Here is a 20,114-nt window from a genome sequence, read left to right on the forward strand (position 1 = left end):
AGGGGCTCCTGGGGTGTGTCCGGGGCGGGCCCGGGTGCGTCTTTCCTCGCAGGCTAGGGGCGGGGACGGGGTACGGGCACGCGCCGTTCAGGAGTGTTCGGGGGTGTGTCGTTGTCCGCCATGGACATGGCCCGGCGGGTAGGCGGCGGTCCTGAGACGGTCGGGCCGGGCCCCGAGCGGGCAACGTCCGTACGGGCGGGGGGCGATGACCTGCCGCCCGAGGGGTGGCCATGGTCATACATTGAACGGGTACGACAGGGCGGACCGACTGCGCAGGGGGCAGGGCTATATGGGAACCGACGGCACGCACGACGCACGGGACACTCGCGCCACTTCCCTGCCGCGTCAGGCAGGACCGCCGCAGCCACTGGCCCCGCCGCCCATGCCGTCCGTGCCGCCACCATCCGTTCCGCCTCCCGCCGTGCCGCCTTCGGCCGTACCGTCCGCGGCCGTGCCGCCTCCGGCCGCGCCATTCGGCGCCGGGGCACTGCCGCCCGAGCCGGGGCACGCCCCTGCCGCGACCGCCGGCCCCACGCTGCGCGAGTGGCTCCATGTGCCGCGGACCGCCGACGCGCCGGGCGTCTGGGCGTACGGGCACCGCGCGCGCCCCCCGGAGGAGCCGGAGCGCACGCCGACGCGGCAGCTCGTCAGCGGCGCGCTGATCTCGGCCCTCGCCGGACTGCTGCTCTGGTCGCTGCTGTGGAACAACTACCTCGGCGGCTTCTGGCTCTGGCCGCTCTACATGTTCACGCCCGACTCCTGGCGCGGGACGATGGCCTCGGTCGTCGCCGCGTACGTCTACTACGCGCTGGTCGTCGGCGGCCTGCTGGTCCTGTTCGGGCGGCTCGGCCGGTGGGCCGAGCTGGGGCGGCGCGTGCTCGGTCACCGTCCGGCCCGGGCGGCGAAGGAGGCGGCCCCGCCGCCCCTCGAGCCCGAGGACGATCCGGCCGAGTGGCCCGACCTGCGGGCCGCCGGCCAGAGCGAGACCGCGGGCCGGCTCGCCGCCGAGGTGCGCGACGGGCGCATGAACGACGTCGACTACGCCAGGATCCGGCGCGCCTGGCTCTCCGTGCGCGCCGACCCCACCCGGCTCACGGCCTTCACCGAGGCCGTGCGCGGCACGGGCGCCGCCGCCTGTGTCCACCCCTCCGGCAAGCGGGACCTGCCCGTGCGCGCGGCCCGGCACGACCTGCTCGCACGCCAGGTCAGGATCGGCACGGTCCAGGACGGGGAGCGCAATCCGTACTCCAGGCGCGGCACCGGGCTCGCGCTGGACCCGGCCGTGCTGGGCACGTCGCTGCTGGCCGTGGGGCCGCCCGGGGCCGGCAAGACCGGCTCCCTGGTCCGGCCGGTGGTGGAGTCGCTGGCGCTCCAGGCGCTCGCCGGGCAGGCCGCGGTCGTCGCCGTCTGCGCCGCCGGCACCCCGCTCGGGCCCGACGACGCCTATGACGTCGTCGTCCGGGTCGGCGACCCCGACTCGGTGCACGACCTCGACCTGTACGGCGGCACGAACGATCCGGACGAGGCCGCCGCCCTCCTCGCCGAAGGGCTCGTCGGGGATCTCGCGGACCAGGACGGCAGGCGGGCCACGACGGCACTCGCCCAGCTGCTCGGTCCGTTCGGAGTGGCGCACGGCCGGCTGCCCGGCGTACCGGAGCTGCGGGAACTGCTCGACGGCGAACCGGCCGCGCTGGCCACGCTGCGCGAGGCGCTGGACGCCGGGGGACACGGCGCGATGCGGCGGGAACTCGACGCGCGCGAGCGGCAGTCGGGCACGCCCGGCGACCCGGGCCGGGCGCTCGCGGACCGATTGGCGTTGCTGGACCGGCCCGCCTTCGCGGGGTTCTTCGACACGCGCGGGCGCACCAGGCCGTTCTCCCCGCGCGCCCTGGAACACCCGCTGCGGGTCAGGATCGACCTGCCGGAGCGCGGCCACGCCGAGGCGTCCCGGACGCTGGCGCGGCTGGTGCTGGCGCAGTTCACGGCGAACGCCGCGGCACGCGCGGACCGGTCCCTCTTCGTCTGCCTGGTCCTGGACGACGCGACCCGCACGCTCACCGCTGAGACACTGCGCGGAGTGCAGCGGCTGCGCTCGGCGAACGCGGGCGCGGTGCTGACGCTGCGTACGCTCGACGACGTACCCGAGACACTGCATACGGCGCTGCTCGGGGCCGTCGGATGCAGGATGGCGTTCTCCGGCATCACCACCTGGGACGGCAAGCGGTTCGCGGAGGCCTGGGGCACCGAATGGGTGCAGACCCGGGACGTCACCCAGCGCACGGTCTTCGCCGACCAGCCGCTGACGCGCGCCATCCACGCCTTCCGCAAACTCGTCACGGGCAAGGCCGTGACCACGGACGCGGTGACCGTACGGACCGTGGAACGGGAGCGCTGGTCCGCGTCCGACCTGGCACATTCCGTGCCGGCGGGCCACGCGGTGCTGTCGCTGCGGACGGTGCGGGGCGAGCACGCGCCGCCGCTGCTGGTGGACCTGCGGAGCTGAGCCCGGCCGGGCGAGCAGGCGTACGGGGACGTACGGGTCCGGCGCGGGGGGCCGCCATGTGCGGGTGGCATAACCGGCACCCCTACGCCTTGTCGTACAACCTGGCAGAATGAGGGGATGCCGTTCATACGGGACGGCGTACGGGGCCGTGGAGCCGCCCGCGGCCCTGCCCCTCCGCTGCCGAAGGCCCTACGGTTCCCCCCATGCCGCCCACCCTCGCCTCCCTCGTCCAGCATTCGGCGCTCCAACTCACCGTGCGCGCGGGGGAGGACGGGCTCATGGCTCCGGTGCGCTGGGTGCACGCCAGCGAGCTGGCGGACCCCGTCCCGTACATGGAGGGCGGCGAGCTGCTCCTGATCACCGCGGCGGCGCTGGACGCCGAGGACCCGGAGAAGATGGAGCGCTACGTGGGGCGGCTGGTGGACGCCGGGGTCGTGGGCCTCGGCTTCGCCGTCGGCGTGAACTACCCGGACATCCCGGACGCGCTTCTCGGGGCGGCCCGGTCGGCCGGCCTGCCGCTGCTGGGCGTACCCCGGCGCACCCCGTTCCTCGCGATCAGCAAGGCCGTGTCGGCGGAGATCGCGGCGGACCAGTACCGGGCGGTGACGGCCGGGTTCGAGGCGCAGCGGGAGCTGACCCGCGCCGCGCTCACCGACGGGCCCTCCGAACTGCTGGCCCGGCTGGCGGCGCACGTGGACGGCTGGGCGGCCCTGTACGACGCGTCCGGCGCGGTCGTCGCCGCGGCGCCCGACTGGGCGGCCCGGCGGGCGGCCCGGCTCTCGGCGGACATCGAGCGGCTGCGGGAGCGGAAGATGCCGGCGAGCACGGTGGCCGGCGAGCCCGGGGGATGCGGGGAGGAGACCGGCGAGGAGCCCGCGGGGGAGGCCGGGGGCGACCGGGTGGAGCTCCACTCCCTGGGCACCGGCCGCCGGATGCGCGGCGCCCTGGCCGTCGGCACGGCGTCGGCCCTGGGCACGGCGGAGCGCTACGCGGTGCACTCGGCGGTGGCGCTGCTCACCCTCACCACCGAGCGCTCCCGCTCCCTCCAGGCGGCGGAACAGCGCCTCGGCGCGGCGGTGCTGCGGATGCTGCTGTCCGGGCAGCCGGACCACGCGCGGGCCGTGGCGGGCGACCTGTACGGAGAACTGCTCGACGCGCCGTTCCGGCTGCTGGTCGCGGAGGTGACCGACGCCGTGCCGGACTCCGGTGACATCCACCCGCTCCATGTCCTCGCCGAGTCCTTGGAGACGGCGGCCGCGCGGGCGGGCGAGGCGACGCTGACCGTGCCGGACGGCGGGAAGCGGCTGGCGGTCCTGGCCGCGGACGGGGGAGCGGTGGTCACGGCCGCCGGCGAGTACGCCGGATGGGAGGCGGAGGACGTCGGCGTGGTCATCGGTCTCTCCGCGCCGACGGGCCCGATCGCGGCGGCGGGCGCGTACAAACAGGCCGAACAGGCGCTGTCGGTGGCCAGGCGGCGCGGTCGCGCGCTGGTCGAGCACGAGGACCTGGCGGCGGGCTCGATCCTGCCGCTCCTCGCGGACGACGCGGTACGGGCGTTCGCGGACGGCATGCTGCGCGCGCTGCGCGAACACGACGCGAAGGGCCGCGGCGACCTGGTCGCCTCCCTGCGCGCCTGGCTCTCGCGCCACGGCCAGTGGGACGCGGCGGCGGCGGACCTGGGCGTCCACCGCCACACGCTGCGCTACCGGATGCGCCGGGTGGAGGAGATCCTGGGCCGCTCGCTGGACGATCCGGACGTGCGGATGGAGCTGTGGCTGGCGCTGAAGACGACCGCGCCGGTGCGGCTGCCGCCGACGGGCTGAGAGCGGGTTCCCTCCTCGGTGGGTCCCCGGCGGCGCCCCGCCACCGCGCCGACGCGGCACTGGGGAAGAAGCAGCCGCGCGGTGCCGGACGCCCGCGCGGGCAGCGGGGCCGCAGGGCCGCCGAAGTCCCGTGCCGCTACGAAATGGCGCACGCCCCCACCTCACCGCTCCACCATGGACAAGCCGTTCCCCGCCGCTCCGCCCCTACCGTGGGAGCAGGCACCCAGCCATCACCACCCGCCTACTGGGAAGGGCCCGGACTCGCCATGACTTCCACCCACGCTTTCTGGCTCGCCGGCCGCCAGGCCACCGGTGAGGAGACGCTCGACGTGACGTCCCCCTGGGACGGCCGGGTCGTCGGTACCGTCTCCGTGCCGACCGAGCGGCAGGTCGAGGAGGCCGTCGCCGCCGCGCACTCCGTGCTCGACGAGTTCGCCGCGACCCCCGCGCACGTCCGCGCCGCCGCCCTCGACCACGTCTCGCGCCGGCTCGTCGAGCGCACCGAGGAGATCGCCCGGCTGATCTCCGCCGAGAACGGCAAGCCCCTCAAGTGGGCCCGGGGCGAGGTCGGCCGTGCCGTGTCCGTGTTCCGGTTCGCGGCCGAGGAGGCCCGCCGGTTCAACAGCGGGGACTCCCAGCGCCTCGACACCGACGCGGGCGGCACCGGCCGGCTCGCGTTCACCCGGCGCTTCCCCCGGGGCGTCGTCCTCGGGATCGCGCCGTTCAACTTCCCCCTCAACCTCTGCGCGCACAAGATCGCCCCGGCCATCGCCGTCGGCGCCCCGATCATCCTCAAGCCCGCCCCGGCCACCCCGCTCTCCGGGCTCCTCCTCGGCGAGCTGCTGGCCGAGACCGAGCTGCCCGAGGGCGCCTGGTCCGTACTGCCGGTGCCGAACGACCGGATGCCCGCCCTCGTCCAGGACGAGCGGCTGCCCGTGATCTCCTTCACCGGTTCGGACAAGGTCGGCTTCGCGATCATGGACTCGGTGCCGCGCAAGCACTGCACGCTCGAACTCGGCGGGAACGGCGCCGCCGTCGTCCTCGCCGACTACGCGAGCGAGAAGGACCTGGACTGGGCGGCGAGCCGGATCGCCACCTTCTCGAACTACCAGGGCGGCCAGTCCTGCATCTCCGTCCAGCGCGTGATCGCCGACGCCTCCCTGTACGAACGGCTCGTGCCCAAGATCGTCGCCGCCGTCGAGGCCCAGGTCACCGGGGACCCCGCCGACGACGCCACCGACGTGGGCCCGCTCGTCAGCGAGGACGCCGCCAAGCGCGTCGAGTCCTGGGTCGACGAGGCCGTACGGGAGGGCGCCCAGCTGCTCACCGGAGGGAAGCGCGACGGCGCGAGCTACGCGCCCACCGTGCTCGCCGACGTGCCCGACCACACCACGCTCGCCCGCGAGGAGGTCTTCGGGCCGGTTCTCACCCTGCGCCGGGTGGAGGGCGAGAGCGAGGCGTACCAGCGGGTCAACGACTCCAAGTACGGCCTGCAGGCCGGGGTCTTCACCCATGACCTCCAGACCGCCTTCCGGGCCCACCGAGCCCTGGAGGTCGGCGGTGTGATCGTCGGCGACGTCCCCTCGTACCGCGCCGACCAGATGCCGTACGGCGGTGCCAAGCAGTCCGGCGTCGGCCGCGAGGGCGTGCGCTTCGCGATGGACGACTACACCTACGAGCGGGTCATGGTGTTCACCGGCCTGGAGCTGTAGGACCGCCGGCGCGCGGGCGGCCCCGGCCTCCGCGCGCCCGGGTGGACGACTGGTGGGGCGCACCGGAATCGGGTAGATACGGACGAGTGGTACCAGTTGGCGCGTCCACCGTCCGGACCCCACTCCCCGGCGAGGTGAGTTCCCCATGTCCGCACCCTCCGTCCCCTCAGAAGCGTCCGTACCGCAGGAGCCGCACGGCACGCCCAAGGTCACCGAGCGGGAGGCGCGCCAGGTCGCCGAGGCCGCCCGGGAACAGGGCTGGCGCAGGCCGAGCTTCGCCAAGGAGCTGTTCCTCGGCCGGTTCCGGCTCGACCTGATCCACCCCCACCCGCTGCCCGCGCCCGACGACGTCAGGCGGGGCGAGGAGTTCCTGGCGAAGCTGCGCGCCTTCTGCGAGACGGAGATCGACGGGGCGCTGATCGAGCGCGAGGCGCGGATCCCCGACGAGGTGGTGCGCGGTCTGAAGGAGTTGGGCGCGCTCGGCATGAAGATCGACACCGGCCACGGCGGTCTCGGCCTCACCCAGGTGTACTACAACCGGGCGCTGGCCCTGGTCGGCTCCGCCAGCCCGGCGGTCGGGGCGCTGCTCTCCGCGCATCAGTCCATCGGCGTACCGCAGCCGCTCAAGCTCTTCGGCACCCGGGAGCAGAAGGACGCGTTCCTGCCGCGCCTGGCCCGTACCGACATCTCGGCGTTCCTGCTCACCGAGCCGGACGTGGGCTCCGACCCGGCCCGGCTGGCGACCACGGCCGTGCGGGACGGGGACGCGTACGTGCTCGACGGCGTGAAGCTGTGGACGACCAACGGGGTCGTCGCCGATCTGCTGGTGGTCATGGCCCGGGTGCCCGCCTACGAGGCCGACGCGCGGGGGGACGGCCGGGGCGGGATCACCGCGTTCGTCGTCGAGGCCGGCTCCCCGGGCATCACGGTCGAGAACCGCAACGCGTTCATGGGCCTGCGCGGCCTGGAGAACGGTGTGACCCGGTTCCACCGGGTCCGGGTCCCGGTGGCGAACCGCATCGGCCCGGAGGGCGCCGGCCTCAAGATCGCCCTGACCACCCTCAACACGGGCCGGCTCTCGCTGCCCGCCATGTGCGTGGGCGCGGGCAAGTGGTGCCTGAAGACCGCACGCGAGTGGTCCGCGGCCCGGGAGCAGTGGGGCAAACCGGTCGCCCGGCACGAGGCGGTCGGCGCGAAGATCTCCTTCATCGCGGCGACGACGTTCGCGCTGGAGGCGGTCGTGGAACTGTCGTCCCAGATGGCGGACGAGGATCGCACCGACATCCGGATCGAGGCGGCCCTGGCCAAGCTGTACGGCTCGGAGATGGGCTGGCTGATGGCCGACGAACTGGTCCAGATCCGGGGCGGACGCGGTTTCGAGACGGCGGATTCGCTGGCGGCCCGCGGCGAACGCGCCGTGCCGGCCGAGCAGATGCTCCGCGACATGCGCATCAACCGCATCTTCGAGGGCTCCACGGAGATCATGCACCTGCTGATCGCCCGCGAGGCCGTCGACGCCCACCTCGCCGTGGCGGGGGACATCATCGACCCGGAGGCGTCCCCGCGGGACAAGGCGAAGGCCGGCGCGCGGGCCGGCGCGTTCTACGCCCGCTGGCTGCCGAAACTGGTCGCGGGTCCGGGCCAACTGCCGGGCGCGTACGGCGCCTTCCACCACCCGGGCCACCCGGACCTGTCGGCACGGCTGCGCTACGTCGAGCGGACGTCGCGCAGGCTGGCCCGGTCCACCTTCTACGCCATGTCGCGCTGGCAGGGGCGGATGGAGACCAAACAGGGCTTCCTGGGGCGCGTGGTGGACATCGGCGCGGAGCTGTTCGCCATGAGCGCCGCCTGTGTGCGCGCCGAACTGCTGCGCTCGCGCGGGGAACACGGCCGTGAGGCGTACCAGCTGGCCGACGCCTTCTGCCGGCAGGCGCGGATCCGAGTGGAGGAGCTGTTCGGCCGGCTGTGGTCCAACACGGACGAGCTGGACCGCAGGGTCGTCGGCGGGGTCCTGGCCGGCCGGTACGCCTGGCTGGAGGAGGGCATCGCCGACCCGAGCGGCGAGGGCCCCTGGATCGCGGACGTCACCCCGGGCCCGTCGCGGCGGGAGAACGTGCACCGCCCGATCCGGTGACGACGGCGGCGTGGCGGAGCGCGGCGGGCGGTCGCCCGCCGCGCTCCGCACGGCTCAGCTGAACGGGCGGCTCAGCTGAACGGGCGGCTCAGCTGAACGGGTCGAGCGTGATGAACGCCGCCTGCGGGTTGCCGTCGGTCACCAGCGACTCGTGGTTGCCGACGTCGTCGAAGGCGAAGGCGTACGCCTTGCCGTCGGCCATCTGGGCGTGGATGGCACGCGCGTAGTGGTTGGTGACCGCGTCCTTGTAGAAGTTTGCGTTGTCGGCGTCCGGCTGGTTGGGGTTGGACAGGAGCGTGGAGCGGTTGTAGCCGGCGCACAGGGTGCGGGAGATCGGCCCGCGTACGGCGTCGTTGGGCGCGTCCAGCAGCTTGTGGCAGCCGAAGACCGAATCGGCGTCGGGCTTCTGGAACGAGGTGACGACCGCGCCCGCGCCGTTGGTGAAGTTCATGACGTTGCCGGAGACACGGCCGAAGTACTTGGTGTTCGGCTGGTCCTTGAACGGCGTCACCGTCAGCGTCGAGGACGCGTACTTGGTCCAGACCCGGTTGATGTAGTCGTTCATCACGGTCGCGGGCAGCACCCCGGTCCCCACGGCGTGACCGGGCGAGAGCGCGCGCAGGATCGTGCCGTCGGAGCGGGTCTGTATCAGGTTGGCCCAGCCGCCGGACTGCGACTTGAGCGCGTTGTAGAACGCGTTGTAGCCGCCGGGCTTGAGGTGGCCGGTGTTCTTCGTGGTGCCGTTCGCGAGCTTGACGCCGACCGCGTAGGGCGCGGAGACCATGTCCACCTGCGTGCTGTTGATCCACAGCCCGCCGTCGTTGAGCGTGTACTCGGTCCAGTTGAACAGGATGTTCCGGTTCGGGTCGCTCGGGTTCTGCACGGCGGGCTGAACCAGGCCGCCGGTGGTGAGCCGGAAGTCGAGCTTCTGCCCGTACGAGAAGTACACCCGGCCCGAGAACTTCGGCAGGCGGATGGTGAGGGACTGCCCGTTGGCGGGCCCGGCGATCGACGCGTCGGGCGCGGGCGTGGGCGGATTGCCGCCGGCGGGCCAGGGGTGGAACGTGCCGTTCGCGTCGGCCCAGCCCTGTCTTCCCGTCGCGAGATCGGTGCCGAGGTTGTAGAGGTAGACGCGATCGTTGCGGCCGGACTTGTTGGTGATCGTGATCGGGATGGTCGCGGGCACGGCGGCGGTGTTCCCGGCCTCCGGCGCGGCCTTGCCGGGGGCCGCGGTGGCGGGCCCGGCGGCCACGAGGCCGGTGGTGAGGAGCGCGGCGGCGGTCAGTGAGACCAGCGGTTTGCGTATGGGGGGCACGGCTCTGCCTCCTGAGGTGTGGGGGTTCTGAGAGCGCTCTCAGAATCAGGCCGGGAGGAGGATGTGTCAACGAACTGTGCGGTTATGCACACGCGGTGACGGTGTGTCGGGCAGGTGCTGTCGGGCACCGGACGGAGGGACGGTCCCTCGGTGCTCGACGGCCCGCCGCTGTCTCGACGGGGCGCCTCGGCCCGTGCCGCGTGACGTGCCTCGCCGTCCGGGGCGGGGCTCCACCACGTTCCGAGACGACGCGCACCGCACCACGCCGAGCACCGCCCCACACCCCACACACCGCCCCGCGCACCACATCCCGCGCACTCCGCGGCGCGCACCGCGCCCGGACACCGGCCGGGCTCTCCGCCCGGGCCGCGTGTCCGGGGCCCTCGCGGATGAGGCGAGAATGGGGGCATGAGCGACAGCCCATCCCCTCTCGCCGATCCGCACACCACCTTCGACCCGGTCGAAGGCCGCCGGGACGTCGTCGTCCTCGGCTCCACCGGCTCCATCGGCACGCAGGCCATCGACCTGGTCCTGCGCAACCCCGACCGCTTCCGCGTCACCGCGCTGTCCGCCGCCGGCGGCCGGGTCGACCTGCTCGCCGAGCAGGCCCGGCGGCTGCGGGTGCGCACCGTCGCGGTCGCGCGCGAGGACGCCGTCCCCGCGCTCCGGGAGGCGCTCGGGGAGCGGTACGGGACGGGCGAACCGCTCCCCGAGATCATCGCCGGTCCCGACGCGGCCACGGACCTCGCGGCCTCCGACTGTCACACCGTGCTCAACGGCATCACCGGTTCCATCGGCCTCGCCCCGACCCTCGCCGCGCTCACGGCCGGCCGCACGCTCGCGCTCGCCAACAAGGAGTCGCTGATCGTCGGCGGCCCGCTGGTCACGGCGGTGGCCCGGCCCGGCCAGATCATCCCCGTCGACTCCGAGCACGCCGCCCTCTTCCAGGCGCTGGCCTCCGGAACCCGGGCCGACGTCCGCAAGCTGGTGGTGACGGCCTCGGGCGGTCCCTTCCGCGGCCGTACGAGGGCCGAACTGGCGCACGTCACCCCCCAGGACGCCCTCGCCCACCCCACCTGGGCCATGGGCCCGGTGATCACGGTCAATTCCGCGACCCTGGTCAACAAGGGCCTCGAAGTGATCGAGGCACATCTTCTTTACGACATTCCCTTCGACCGGATTGAGGTGGTCGTCCACCCCCAGTCGTATGTTCACTCGATGGTGGAATTCAGCGACGGCTCGACCCTGGCCCAGGCGACCCCGCCCGACATGCGCGGGCCGATCGCCATCGGTCTGGGCTGGCCCCAGCGGGTACCCGACGCGGCTCCGGCGTTCGACTGGAGCAAGGCGTCGAGCTGGGAGTTCTTCCCGCTCGACACCGAGGCGTTCCCCTCCGTGGGTCTCGCCCGCAGGGTGGGCGAACTCGGCGGTACGGCCCCCGCGGTGTTCAACGCCGCGAACGAGGAGTGCGTCGACGCGTTCCTGGCGGGCCGGCTGCCGTTCAACGGCATCATGGATACGGTCACCGAGGTCGTGGAGGAACACGGCGGGGAGCACGGCCACCCCCGCGAAGGAACCTCGCTCACGGTGACGGACGTCCTCGAGGCAGAGTCCTGGGCCCGTGCCCGGGCCCGGGAGAAGGCGGCGACATTGGCAGCGACATCGGGCGAACAGCAGCCGGCGGAGGCTCGCGCATGACGATTCTGTTGACGGTCCTCGGCATCCTGGTGTTCATGGCCGGACTGCTCTTCTCCATCGCCCTGCACGAACTCGGCCATCTCTCCACGGCCAAGATGTTCGGTATCCGGGTGCCTCAGTACATGGTGGGCTTCGGGCCCACCGTCTTCTCCCGGCGCAAGGGGGAGACGGAGTACGGGATCAAGGCCATTCCGCTCGGCGGCTACATCCGCATGATCGGGATGTTCCCGCCGGGCCCCGACGGCCGGATCGAGGCGCGCTCCACCTCGCCGTGGCGCGGAATGATAGAGGACGCGCGCTCCGCGTCCTTCGAGGAGCTGCAACCGGGCGACGAGAACCGCCTGTTCTACACGCGCAAGCCCTGGAAGCGCTTGATCGTGATGTTCGCGGGCCCGTTCATGAACCTCGTCCTCGCCGCCGTGATCTTCATCGGCGTGGCGATGAGCTTCGGCTTCCAGACCCAGACCACCGAAGTGGCCGGTGTGCAGAAGTGCGTGATCGCGCAGAGCGAGAAGCGCGACACCTGCGCCAAGGGCGACCCGGTCTCGCCCGCCCAGGCGGCCGGGCTCAAGGAGGGCGACAAGATCGTCGCCTTCAACGGCGAGCACGTCGAGGACTGGGCCACGCTCTCCGACCTGATCCGCCGGACGATCGGCCCCGCCAGCATCACCGTCGAGCGCGGCGGTACGGAGCGGGTGCTGCACGCCACGCTCGCCACGAACATGGTGGCGAAGAAGGACTCCGACGGAGAGGTGGTCCCGGACCAGTACGTGCCGGCCGGCTACCTCGGCTTCGCAGCCTCCACGGAGATCGTCCCGCTGTCCTTCGGCCAGTCCGTCGAGCGGATGGGCACGATGATGGAGGACGGCGTCCACTCGATCATCGCCCTGCCGTCCAAGATCCCCGACCTGTGGAGCGCCGCCTTCGGGGACGGCCCGCGCAAGGACGACTCGCCGGTCGGCGTGGTCGGCGCGGCACGGATCGGCGGCGAGGTGATGACGCTGGACATCCCGGCCCAGAACCAGATCGCGATGATGCTGTTCCTGCTGGCCGGATTCAACCTCTCCCTCTTCCTCTTCAACATGCTGCCGCTGCTGCCGCTGGACGGCGGCCACATGGCGGGCGCGCTCTGGGAGTCCCTGCGGCGTTCGCTGGCACGCCTGTTCAAGCGGCCCGACCCCGGCCCGTTCGACGTCGCCAAGCTGATGCCGGTCGCCTATGTCGTGGCGGGCATCTTCATCTGCTTCACGCTGCTCGTCCTGGTCGCCGACGTCTTCAATCCCGTCAAGATCAGCTGACCGGGGAGCACGGCGCGGGCCCGGCGTCCGGGCCGGCTTCCCACCCCTCCGCGCGGCCGGACACCGAGGTGTGTCCGGCCGCGTGTTTTCGCGGTGGACCGGGGCCGGGATGTGCTCCCCGGACGGGCGGTGGCGTAATCTCGGGTGACGGAGCCCGCCGATCTCGGGACCTTGATCCACAGCTTGGGGTTGCACAGCAGATGACTGCTATTTCTCTCGGAATGCCGTCCGTTCCGACGAAGCTGGCCGACCGAAGGGTCAGCCGTCAGATCCAGGTCGGGAACGTGGCCGTCGGCGGGGACGCGCCCATCTCGGTGCAGTCGATGACGACGACCCGGACCTCCGACATCGGCGCGACGCTCCAGCAGATCGCCGAGCTGACCGCCTCCGGCTGCCAGATCGTCCGGGTGGCGTGCCCCACCCAGGACGACGCCGACGCGCTCGCGACCATCGCCCGCAAGTCGCAGATCCCCGTCATCGCGGACATCCATTTCCAGCCGAAGTACGTGTTCGCGGCGATCGACGCGGGCTGCGCGGCGGTCCGGGTCAACCCGGGGAACATCAAGCAGTTCGACGACAAGGTCAAGGAGATCGCGAAGGCGGCCGGCGAGACGCGCACCCCGATCCGTATCGGTGTGAACGCCGGCTCGCTCGACGCGCGGCTGCTGGCGAAGTACGGCAAGGCCACGCCCGAGGCGCTCGTGGAGTCGGCGCTGTGGGAGGCGTCGCTCTTCGAGGAGCACGGCTTCCGGGACATCAAGATCTCCGTGAAGCACAACGACCCGGTCGTCATGGTCAACGCCTACCGGCAGCTGGCCGCGCAGTGCGACTACCCGCTGCACCTCGGCGTCACGGAGGCCGGCCCCGCCTTCCAGGGCACGATCAAGTCCGCGGTCGCCTTCGGCGCGCTGCTCAGCGAGGGCATCGGGGACACCATCCGCGTCTCGCTGTCGGCGCCGCCCGCCGAGGAGGTCAAGGTCGGCATCCAGATCCTGGAGTCGCTGAACCTGAAGCCGCGCCGCCTGGAGATCGTCTCCTGCCCCTCGTGCGGGCGCGCCCAGGTCGACGTCTACAAGCTGGCCGACGAGGTCACGGCGGGCCTCGAGGGCATGGAGGTCCCGCTGCGCGTGGCCGTCATGGGCTGTGTCGTGAACGGGCCGGGCGAGGCCCGGGAGGCCGACCTCGGCGTCGCGTCCGGCAACGGCAAGGGGCAGATCTTCGTCAAGGGCGAAGTGATCAAGACCGTACCCGAGTCGAAGATCGTGGAGACGCTCATCGACGAGGCCATGAAGATCGCCGAGCAGATGGAGAAGGACGGCGTCGCCTCGGGCGAGCCGCAGATCTCGGTCAGCTGAACCGGACAGGACCCGGGGGCCGGCCGGACCGGCCCCCGCACCGCGGCGTCCCGCGGCCGTGAACCGGGTACACGGGTCATCGGCAGCGGGACTCCGCCGGGTGCGGCGGGGGCCCAACACGCCAGGTACAGTGCGGAGAATCAGCAGACCGTATGGTGAGGCCCCCTCGTGTTGACGCAGACCACCACTCGGGTCCTCGAACCCGGCGATCTCGGCGCCGCGCTCGCCGTACTGGAGAGCGAGCCCGTCGCCAACGCCTTCGTGACCTCCCGTGTCCAGGTCGCCGGGCTCGACCCCTGGCGCCTCGGCGGCGAGATGTGGGGCTGGTACGACGGCGGGCGGCTGCGCTCGCTGTGCTACTCCGGCGCCAACCTCGTCCCCATCTGCGCCACCCCCGACGCGGTGCGCGGCTTCGCCGAACGGGCCCGCAGGGCGGGCCGCCGCTGCTCCTCGATCGTCGGCCCGGCCGAAGCCACCGCGTATCTGTGGCGTCTGCTGGAACCGAGTTGGGGCCCCGCCCGCGAGGTCCGCGCCCATCAGCCGCTGATGGTCACCGAACAGGCCCCCGCCACCGTGCGGCCCGACCCCTACGTCCGCAGGATCCGCAAGGACGAGATGGACGTGATCATGCCCGCCTGTGTGGCCATGTTCACCGAGGAGGTCGGCGTCTCGCCGCTCGCCGGTGACGGGGGACTGCTCTACCAGGCGCGCGTCGCCGAACTCGTCGGATCCGGGCGGTCGTTCGCCCGCATCGAGAACGGCCGGGTGCTGTTCAAGGCCGAGATCGGCGCGGCCACCTCGCACGCGTGCCAGATCCAGGGCGTCTGGGTCGACCCCGAGTACCGCGGTCACGGACTGTCGGCACCGGGCATGGCGGCGGTCATACGCTACGCGCTGGCCGACGTCGCGCCCGTGGTCAGCCTGTACGTGAACGACTACAACACCCCGGCCAGGGCCGCCTACCGGCGCGTCGGCTTCCGTGAAGTGGGCGCCTTCATGAGCGTGCTGTTCTGAAAGTAGGGTTCGGCCCATGCCGATCATCCCCGGGGCCGCCCCCCGGACCCCCGACGTCCAGGTAGGGCCGGTCAATCTCGCCGCACGGGTGAACGAGGCACTCGCCGTGCAGGCCCTCGCGTTCGGGCTCGGCGAGGACGAGATCGAGGTACGGCGCCACATCGTCCTCCGGCACACCATGTACCCGGGCTGCCGCGCCCTCGCCGCGACCACCGGCACGGGGCGCCTGGTCGGATTCGTCTACGGAATGCCCAACGAACGGTCCCACTGGTGGTCCACGGTCGTCGAACCGTATCTGCGCGCCACCGGCACCGACGGCTGGCTCGACGACTCCTTCGCGATCACCGAACTGCACGTCCACCCCGAATTCCAGGCCCGGGGCATCGGCCGCGCCCTGATCACCGCCCTCACGGACGGCGCCGCACAGCCCCGGTCCATCCTGTCCGCGATCGACACGGAGAGCCCGGCCCGCCGACTGTACCGCTCGCTCGGGTACGAGGACCTCGCCCGCCAGGTCCACTTCCCGAGCGCGCCCCGGCCGTACGCGGTGATGGGTGCCCCGCTGCCGCTGCGCCGGGCCGAGTGAGACGGGGCGGGGGCGACCGGGTCCGGAGCGTTACTGATTTCCGCCTGCCGCCGTGCCCCGGCTAACCTCCAGGGCATCAGCCGCGAGAACGCAGGAGAGCACCCCATGTCCCAGGTCCAGCGCATGTCCCGTTTGATGGCCAAGACATTGCGCGACAACCCGGCGGACGCCGAGACGCTCAGCCACCAGCTGCTCGTCCGCGCCGGATACGTCCGCCGCACGTCAGCGGGCATCTGGAGCTGGCTGCCGCTGGGCAAGAAGGTGCTCGACAACATCTCGCGCGTCGTACGCGAGGAGATGGACGCGATCGGCGCGCAGGAGGTGCTGCTCCCCGCGCTGCTGCCCCGGGAGCCGTACGACGCGAGCGGGCGCTGGGACGAGTACGGCGACCTGCTGTTCCGCCTGAAGGACCGCAAGGGCGCGGACTACCTCCTGGGCCCGACCCACGAGGAGATCTTCACCCAGGTCGTCAAGGACCAGTGCACGTCCTACAAGGACCTGCCGGTCATGCTCTACCAGATCCAGACGAAGTACCGCGACGAGGCCCGGCCGCGCTCGGGCGTGCTGCGCGGGCGCGAGTTCCAGATGAAGGACTCGTACTCCTTCGACACCACGGACGAGGGCCTCGCCGAGTCGTACGCGCTGCACCGCGAGGCGTACCGCAAGATCTTCGCCCGGCTCGGCCTCGACTACCGCATCGTGTCGGCGGTGTCCGGCGCGATGGGCGGCTCGGCGTCCGAGGAGTTCCTGGCCCCCGCCGCCGCCGGCGAGGACACGTTCGTGGACTGCCCGAACTGCGACTACGCGGCCAACACCGAGGCCGTCACCTTCGCCGCGCCGGCGCCCGGGACCACCGAGCACGGACCCGTCGAGGAGCTGGACACCCCCGACACCCCGACCATCGAGACGCTCGCCGAACACCTCGGCGTGCCGGCCTCCGCGACCCTGAAGAACCTCCTCGTCAAGGTCGACGGCGAGATCGTCGCGGTCGGCGTGCCCGGCGACCGCGAGGTGGACCTGGGCAAGCTCGGCGAGCACCTGGCGCCCGCGGTGGTCGAGCTGGTCTCGGCGGAGGACTTCGAGGACCGGCCCGACCTGGTCCGCGGCTACGTCGGTCCGCAGGGCCTGAAGATCCGCTACATCGCCGACCCGCGGGTCGCGCCCGGCACCGCCTGGATCACCGGCGCGAACAAGCCCGACACCCACGCGCGCAATGTCGTGTGCGGGCGGGACTTCGAGGTGGACGACTACCTCGACGTCGTCGTGGTCGAGGAGGGCGACCCCTGCCCGGTGTGCGGTACGGGCCTCAAGCTCGACCGCGCGATCGAGATCGGCCACATCTTCCAGCTCGGCCGCAAGTACGCGGACACCTTCCAGCTGGACGTCCTCGGTCAGCAGGGCAAGCCGGTGCGGGTGACCATGGGCTCGTACGGCATCGGCGTCTCGCGCGCCGTGGCGGCGCTGGCCGAGCAGACGGCGGACGAGCAGGGCCTGTGCTGGCCCCAGGAGATCGCCCCGGCGGACGTCCACGTGGTGGCGGCGGGCAAGGCCCTCCAGACCGAGCTGGCCCTGGAGATCTCGGACCAGCTCGCCGCGGCGGGTCTGCGGGTGCTGGTGGACGAGCGGCAGGGTGTCTCGCCGGGCGTGAAGTTCACCGACGCGGAACTGATCGGTGTGCCGCACATCGTCGTGGCGGGGCGGCGCGCGGGCGAGGGCGTGGTGGAGCTGAAGGACCGGCGGACGGGGGAGCGGGAGGAACTGCCGGTGGCGGAGGTGGTGTCGCGTCTGACGACGCGGTAGCCGTTCTTGCGCGGTGCGGGTCGCCTCCGGCGGGGGGGCGGAGCCGGCCGGTGGGGGCGCCGGGGCCCGGGGCCTCCGGAGGTACATGTCCGGACGGCATGATTTACGGCGCCGTGCGGGTGTGTTGTCCGGGTGCGGCCCGGTGTGCGCCACACATCACGCTTCAGTGTCCGGACACGCACCTCCTGCGACCCCGGCCCCCTCCCGCCGGTGGTCGCCCGCGGGCCGCCGGGTGGTCCCGGTCCGGCCGGTGGGACGCGAGCCCCGGAACGGCCACCGGCGACAACCCGCACACGGTCACCGGACCCCACCGACCACGCACCCCGCAGGGTCAGAGCCAGCTCGCGAACTCCAGCAGCACCTCGCCCGCCTGCCGCCGCCCCGCCCGCAGCGCGCGCATCGCCGATTCCACCGAGCGGTACCGCGTCCAGCCCCGTACCCGCTCGGCGTCCAGGTCCAGGGAGTCCGCCAGCCTGGTGATCCGGCGGCGGGCCGAGGAGGGGCCCGAGGCGGCGGCGACCAGGTCCTCCGCGCGGTCGCGGGCCAGGCGGGCCAGGTCGTAGGCGCGTTCGCCGACCAGCGGGTCGGGGCCGACGGCCAGCCACGGGGCGCGGTCGCCCGCCAGGACCTTGCCCTGGCGGAACGCGCCGTGCAGCAGCAGCGTCTCCGTCGCGGTGGCGCACAGCTCCTCGCGCGTCTCCAGCGCCGCCGGGACCAGCTGGGCCGCCGACTCGTCCGCCGCCGCGGCGGCCCGCAACTCCGCCGCCTGCCGCGCCGTCCGGTCGGCCACCGTCTCGAAGCGGTGGCCCTCCGGCGGCTCCACCCACAGCCGCCGCGCCGTCCCCGCCGCCTCCAACAGCGCCTTCGCCTCGGGCAGGGAGCGCAGCGACAGCTCCGGGTGCAGCCGCTCCAGCAGGAGCGCGTCGTCCGCGGTGCCGGCGGGGTCGAGCAGTTCCTCCGCGCCCCAGCCCTTCCAGTGCGCCAGCGCCGCCCGCTGGAGTTCGGGCGCCGCGAACGGCGGGGCGATCTTGAGCGTCGCGGGGCTGCCGTCGGGCCTGCGGACGAGCACCATCAGACTGCTCATGCCGCCCGGCGCCACCACCCGCTCGACCTCCAGCCCGCGCCGGGCCGCCGCCTGGCCGGCCAGCGTGGGCAGCCGACCGATCCACTCGGCCACGGCGCCGTCCCCGTATCTCTCGCCGAGGGTGTGCGCCAATCGCTGGGGCGGTTCGAAACCCATACGCGCGGTGATCCCTTTCCAGATGGTTCGGCGGGCCCTCGGGGCGGGCTCACGCACGCTCGGCGAGCCCAGGAAAGGCTACGCCGGTGCCGCGCCAGCGCGCCGCGCGGACCGCCGCGTCCCGGAGCGCGCCCGCCGCCTCCCGGCGCAGCGCCCCCCGCGAGGCCCGCACGAGGTCGGCGTAGACGGCCGCGATCCGGTCCTCCAGCACGGTGGCCAGCCGCACGGCCGAGGCCGAGTCGGGCACCGCGAACGGCAGGGCGTACGCGGCCTCGGCCGCGCGCGGCTTCCCGCCGAGGTCGTGGACCGTGCGCGCCAGCGCGTCTCGGCGCGCCCGGTGCGCGTCATGGGCGGCGGCGGCCTCTGCGCGGCGCGCGGCGTCGATCCGGCCGCCGACGACCCCGTATCCGTACACCGCCGCGTGCTCCGCGGCGAGCGCGGCCGTGGCCGCCTGGAGGGCACCGGTGCTCAACGGCCGAATCCTTCCGTCAGCAGGTACGCGTGGGCGGCGCCGGCGGCCGCCACGGAGGCCAGCAGCCGGGCCAGTTCGGGCGGCGCGTCCACGAGCGCCGCCGTGTGCCGGTCCGCCGTGTCGCGCTCGGCCGCGGCCAGGGCCCGCAACGCCCGCCCCGGGTCCGCGGCGACGGCGGCGGTGCCAGCGGTCGCCGAGGGGGACGGGGCCGTCGAGCGCGGCGGCGTCAGCGCGGTCACCTGCCGGGCCACCGCCGTCCGCAGGGGCGTGAGCCGGGCGCGCTCGCCGGGGTGCCGGGCCAGCACCGCGTCGTACTGACGCAGCAGCTCCCGACTGGTGTTCGCGGAACGTCGGCGCAGTGCCTCCTCGGCCCGCGCGGCCTCGGCCGTTCCGTCCCGTCCCGATGTGTCGGCGGAGGAACAGGCGGTCAACAGGCCGGCGCCCAGGGCGATGAGCGCCCCTCGGCGGGTGGCCGCCCCGCGTGATGTCCCCCGTGCCGGCCCCGTGCGCCCCACGCGTCTCTCCTCAGGGACTAGAGATGATCATCATAGGGAGCGTACCCGCGGTCACTCGAAGGTGGACGGCAACACCCCTGGGAACCGGATACCCTTTGATCTGACACACGACGATCCCACAACAGCACACGCGGCCGAGGAGTCACCCGGATGAGCACCACCCAGAGCGAAAGGCTGCGCGGACTGCTGGAACCGCTCGTCAGCGCGAAGGACCTGGATCTGGAGGAGATCGAGGTGTCCCGGGCGGGCAGGCGACGTGTGCTGAGAGTCGTGGTCGATTCGGACGAGGGCGTGGACCTCGACGCGTGTGCCGAGCTGAGCCGCACCATCTCCGACACGCTCGACGCGTCGGACGCGATGGGCGAGGACGAGTACCAGCTCGAAGTGACCTCCCCCGGCGCCGAGCGCCCGCTGACCGAGCGCCGCCACTACCTGCGCGCCACCGGCCGGCTGGCCCGGTTCCACCTGCACGAGGGCGGCGAGCTCGTGGCGCGGATCCTGGACGTGGACGACGCGGGTCTCGATCTCGAAGTGCCGGGCGTGAAGGGCCGCAAGCCCACCGCCCGCCGGGTGGAGTTCGGGCAGATCGCCAAGGCACGGGTCGAGGTCGAGTTCAGCCGCAAGGACAAGAAGGAAGAGGAGGCGTAGC

General features: G+C 73.0%; 15 protein-coding genes. 11 read left to right on the plus strand and 4 right to left on the minus strand.

Annotated elements, in window-relative coordinates; all coding sequences use genetic code 11:
• Positions 1-289 precede the first annotated feature (289 nt).
• From IG02_RS0127515 to IG02_RS0127530, 4 genes are all read left to right on the plus strand, one after another.
• On the plus strand, positions 290-2,503 hold the full coding sequence (locus tag IG02_RS0127515) for an ATP-binding protein (protein WP_030753735.1): 2,214 nt from the start codon (positions 290-292) through the stop codon (positions 2,501-2,503).
• A gap of 203 nt (positions 2,504-2,706) precedes the next feature.
• Positions 2,707-4,326 carry a PucR family transcriptional regulator gene (locus tag IG02_RS0127520; protein ID WP_030753738.1) on the plus strand — a complete coding sequence of 540 codons (1,620 nt, stop codon included), beginning with the start codon at positions 2,707-2,709 and terminating at the stop codon, positions 4,324-4,326.
• 266 nt (positions 4,327-4,592) lie between these two features.
• Positions 4,593-6,038: an aldehyde dehydrogenase family protein gene (locus tag IG02_RS0127525; RefSeq protein ID WP_030753741.1), complete on the plus strand. Its 1,446-nt coding sequence runs from the start codon at positions 4,593-4,595 to the stop codon at positions 6,036-6,038.
• Positions 6,039-6,183: 145 nt separating this feature from the next.
• A complete protein-coding gene (locus tag IG02_RS0127530; RefSeq protein ID WP_030753743.1) occupies positions 6,184-8,172 on the plus strand; it encodes an acyl-CoA dehydrogenase family protein in 1,989 nt (662 codons plus the stop codon).
• Between the two features lie 88 nt (positions 8,173-8,260).
• Here IG02_RS0127530 and IG02_RS0127535 read toward each other — a convergent pair whose 3' ends face one another.
• Positions 8,261-9,487 carry a glycoside hydrolase family 64 protein gene (locus tag IG02_RS0127535; RefSeq protein ID WP_051765801.1) on the minus strand — a complete coding sequence of 409 codons (1,227 nt, stop codon included), beginning with the start codon at positions 9,485-9,487 and terminating at the stop codon, positions 8,261-8,263.
• 408 nt (positions 9,488-9,895) lie between these two features.
• Between IG02_RS0127535 and dxr the strand changes: the two genes are divergently transcribed.
• From dxr to IG02_RS0127565, 6 genes are all read left to right on the plus strand, one after another.
• Entirely contained in the window at positions 9,896-11,185 is a 1,290-nt protein-coding gene (gene dxr, locus IG02_RS0127540) for a 1-deoxy-D-xylulose-5-phosphate reductoisomerase (RefSeq protein WP_030753749.1), read from the plus strand.
• Positions 11,182-12,483, plus strand: a complete 1,302-nt coding sequence (locus IG02_RS0127545) for a M50 family metallopeptidase (RefSeq protein ID WP_030753752.1) — start codon at positions 11,182-11,184, stop codon at positions 12,481-12,483. Before dxr ends, IG02_RS0127545 begins: the two co-directional genes overlap by 4 nt.
• Before the next feature lie 200 nt (positions 12,484-12,683).
• Positions 12,684-13,838: a flavodoxin-dependent (E)-4-hydroxy-3-methylbut-2-enyl-diphosphate synthase gene (gene ispG / locus IG02_RS0127550; RefSeq protein ID WP_030753756.1), complete on the plus strand. Its 1,155-nt coding sequence runs from the start codon at positions 12,684-12,686 to the stop codon at positions 13,836-13,838.
• Between the two features lie 171 nt (positions 13,839-14,009).
• Positions 14,010-14,852: a GNAT family N-acetyltransferase gene (locus tag IG02_RS0127555; protein WP_030753758.1), complete on the plus strand. Its 843-nt coding sequence runs from the start codon at positions 14,010-14,012 to the stop codon at positions 14,850-14,852.
• A gap of 16 nt (positions 14,853-14,868) precedes the next feature.
• Positions 14,869-15,438: a GNAT family N-acetyltransferase gene (locus tag IG02_RS0127560; RefSeq protein WP_030753760.1), complete on the plus strand. Its 570-nt coding sequence runs from the start codon at positions 14,869-14,871 to the stop codon at positions 15,436-15,438.
• A 105-nt stretch (positions 15,439-15,543) separates the two neighbouring features.
• Positions 15,544-17,238, plus strand: a complete 1,695-nt coding sequence (locus IG02_RS0127565) for a proline--tRNA ligase (RefSeq protein ID WP_030753763.1) — start codon at positions 15,544-15,546, stop codon at positions 17,236-17,238.
• Positions 17,239-17,569: 331 nt separating this feature from the next.
• Here IG02_RS0127565 and IG02_RS0127570 read toward each other — a convergent pair whose 3' ends face one another.
• The 3 genes from IG02_RS0127570 to IG02_RS0127580 are packed head-to-tail and all read right to left on the minus strand — an operon-like array spanning position 17,570 to position 19,465.
• Complete coding sequence (locus tag IG02_RS0127570) at positions 17,570-18,478, minus strand: aminoglycoside phosphotransferase family protein (RefSeq protein ID WP_030753766.1); 909 nt, start codon at positions 18,476-18,478, stop codon at positions 17,570-17,572.
• A gap of 49 nt (positions 18,479-18,527) precedes the next feature.
• Entirely contained in the window at positions 18,528-18,950 is a 423-nt protein-coding gene (locus IG02_RS0127575) for a ferritin-like domain-containing protein (protein ID WP_030753769.1), read from the minus strand.
• Positions 18,947-19,465, minus strand: a complete 519-nt coding sequence (locus IG02_RS0127580) for a hypothetical protein (RefSeq protein WP_037804393.1) — start codon at positions 19,463-19,465, stop codon at positions 18,947-18,949. Before IG02_RS0127580 ends, IG02_RS0127575 begins: the two co-directional genes overlap by 4 nt.
• Positions 19,466-19,615: 150 nt before the next feature.
• On the opposite strand from IG02_RS0127580, the gene rimP reads away from it, so the two are divergent.
• Positions 19,616-20,113: a ribosome maturation factor RimP gene (gene rimP / locus IG02_RS0127585; RefSeq protein ID WP_030753775.1), complete on the plus strand. Its 498-nt coding sequence runs from the start codon at positions 19,616-19,618 to the stop codon at positions 20,111-20,113.
• The last annotated feature ends 1 nt before the right edge of the window (position 20,114 follow it).

The organism is Streptomyces sp. NRRL F-5135 (assembly GCF_000719775.1).
GTDB classification, from domain to species: Bacteria; Actinomycetota; Actinomycetes; order Streptomycetales; family Streptomycetaceae; genus Streptomyces; species Streptomyces hebeiensis.

Bases quoted from the DNA above. Each gene is read 5' to 3' on its own strand.
- ispG (WP_030753756.1), top strand. From the start codon at position 12,684: ATGACTGCTATTTCTCTCGGAATGCCGTCCGTTCCGACGAAGCTGGCC.
- IG02_RS0127560 (WP_030753760.1), top strand. From the start codon at position 14,869: ATGCCGATCATCCCCGGGGCCGCCCCCCGGACCCCCGACGTCCAGGTA.
- IG02_RS0127545 (WP_030753752.1), top strand. From the start codon at position 11,182: ATGACGATTCTGTTGACGGTCCTCGGCATCCTGGTGTTCATGGCCGGA.
- IG02_RS0127570 (WP_030753766.1), bottom strand. From the start codon at position 18,478: ATGGGTTTCGAACCGCCCCAGCGATTGGCGCACACCCTCGGCGAGAGA.
- dxr (WP_030753749.1), top strand. From the start codon at position 9,896: ATGAGCGACAGCCCATCCCCTCTCGCCGATCCGCACACCACCTTCGAC.
- IG02_RS0127515 (WP_030753735.1), top strand. From the start codon at position 290: ATGGGAACCGACGGCACGCACGACGCACGGGACACTCGCGCCACTTCC.
- IG02_RS0127530 (WP_030753743.1), top strand. From the start codon at position 6,184: ATGTCCGCACCCTCCGTCCCCTCAGAAGCGTCCGTACCGCAGGAGCCG.
- IG02_RS0127520 (WP_030753738.1), top strand. From the start codon at position 2,707: ATGCCGCCCACCCTCGCCTCCCTCGTCCAGCATTCGGCGCTCCAACTC.
- IG02_RS0127565 (WP_030753763.1), top strand. From the start codon at position 15,544: ATGTCCCAGGTCCAGCGCATGTCCCGTTTGATGGCCAAGACATTGCGC.
- IG02_RS0127525 (WP_030753741.1), top strand. From the start codon at position 4,593: ATGACTTCCACCCACGCTTTCTGGCTCGCCGGCCGCCAGGCCACCGGT.
- rimP (WP_030753775.1), top strand. From the start codon at position 19,616: ATGAGCACCACCCAGAGCGAAAGGCTGCGCGGACTGCTGGAACCGCTC.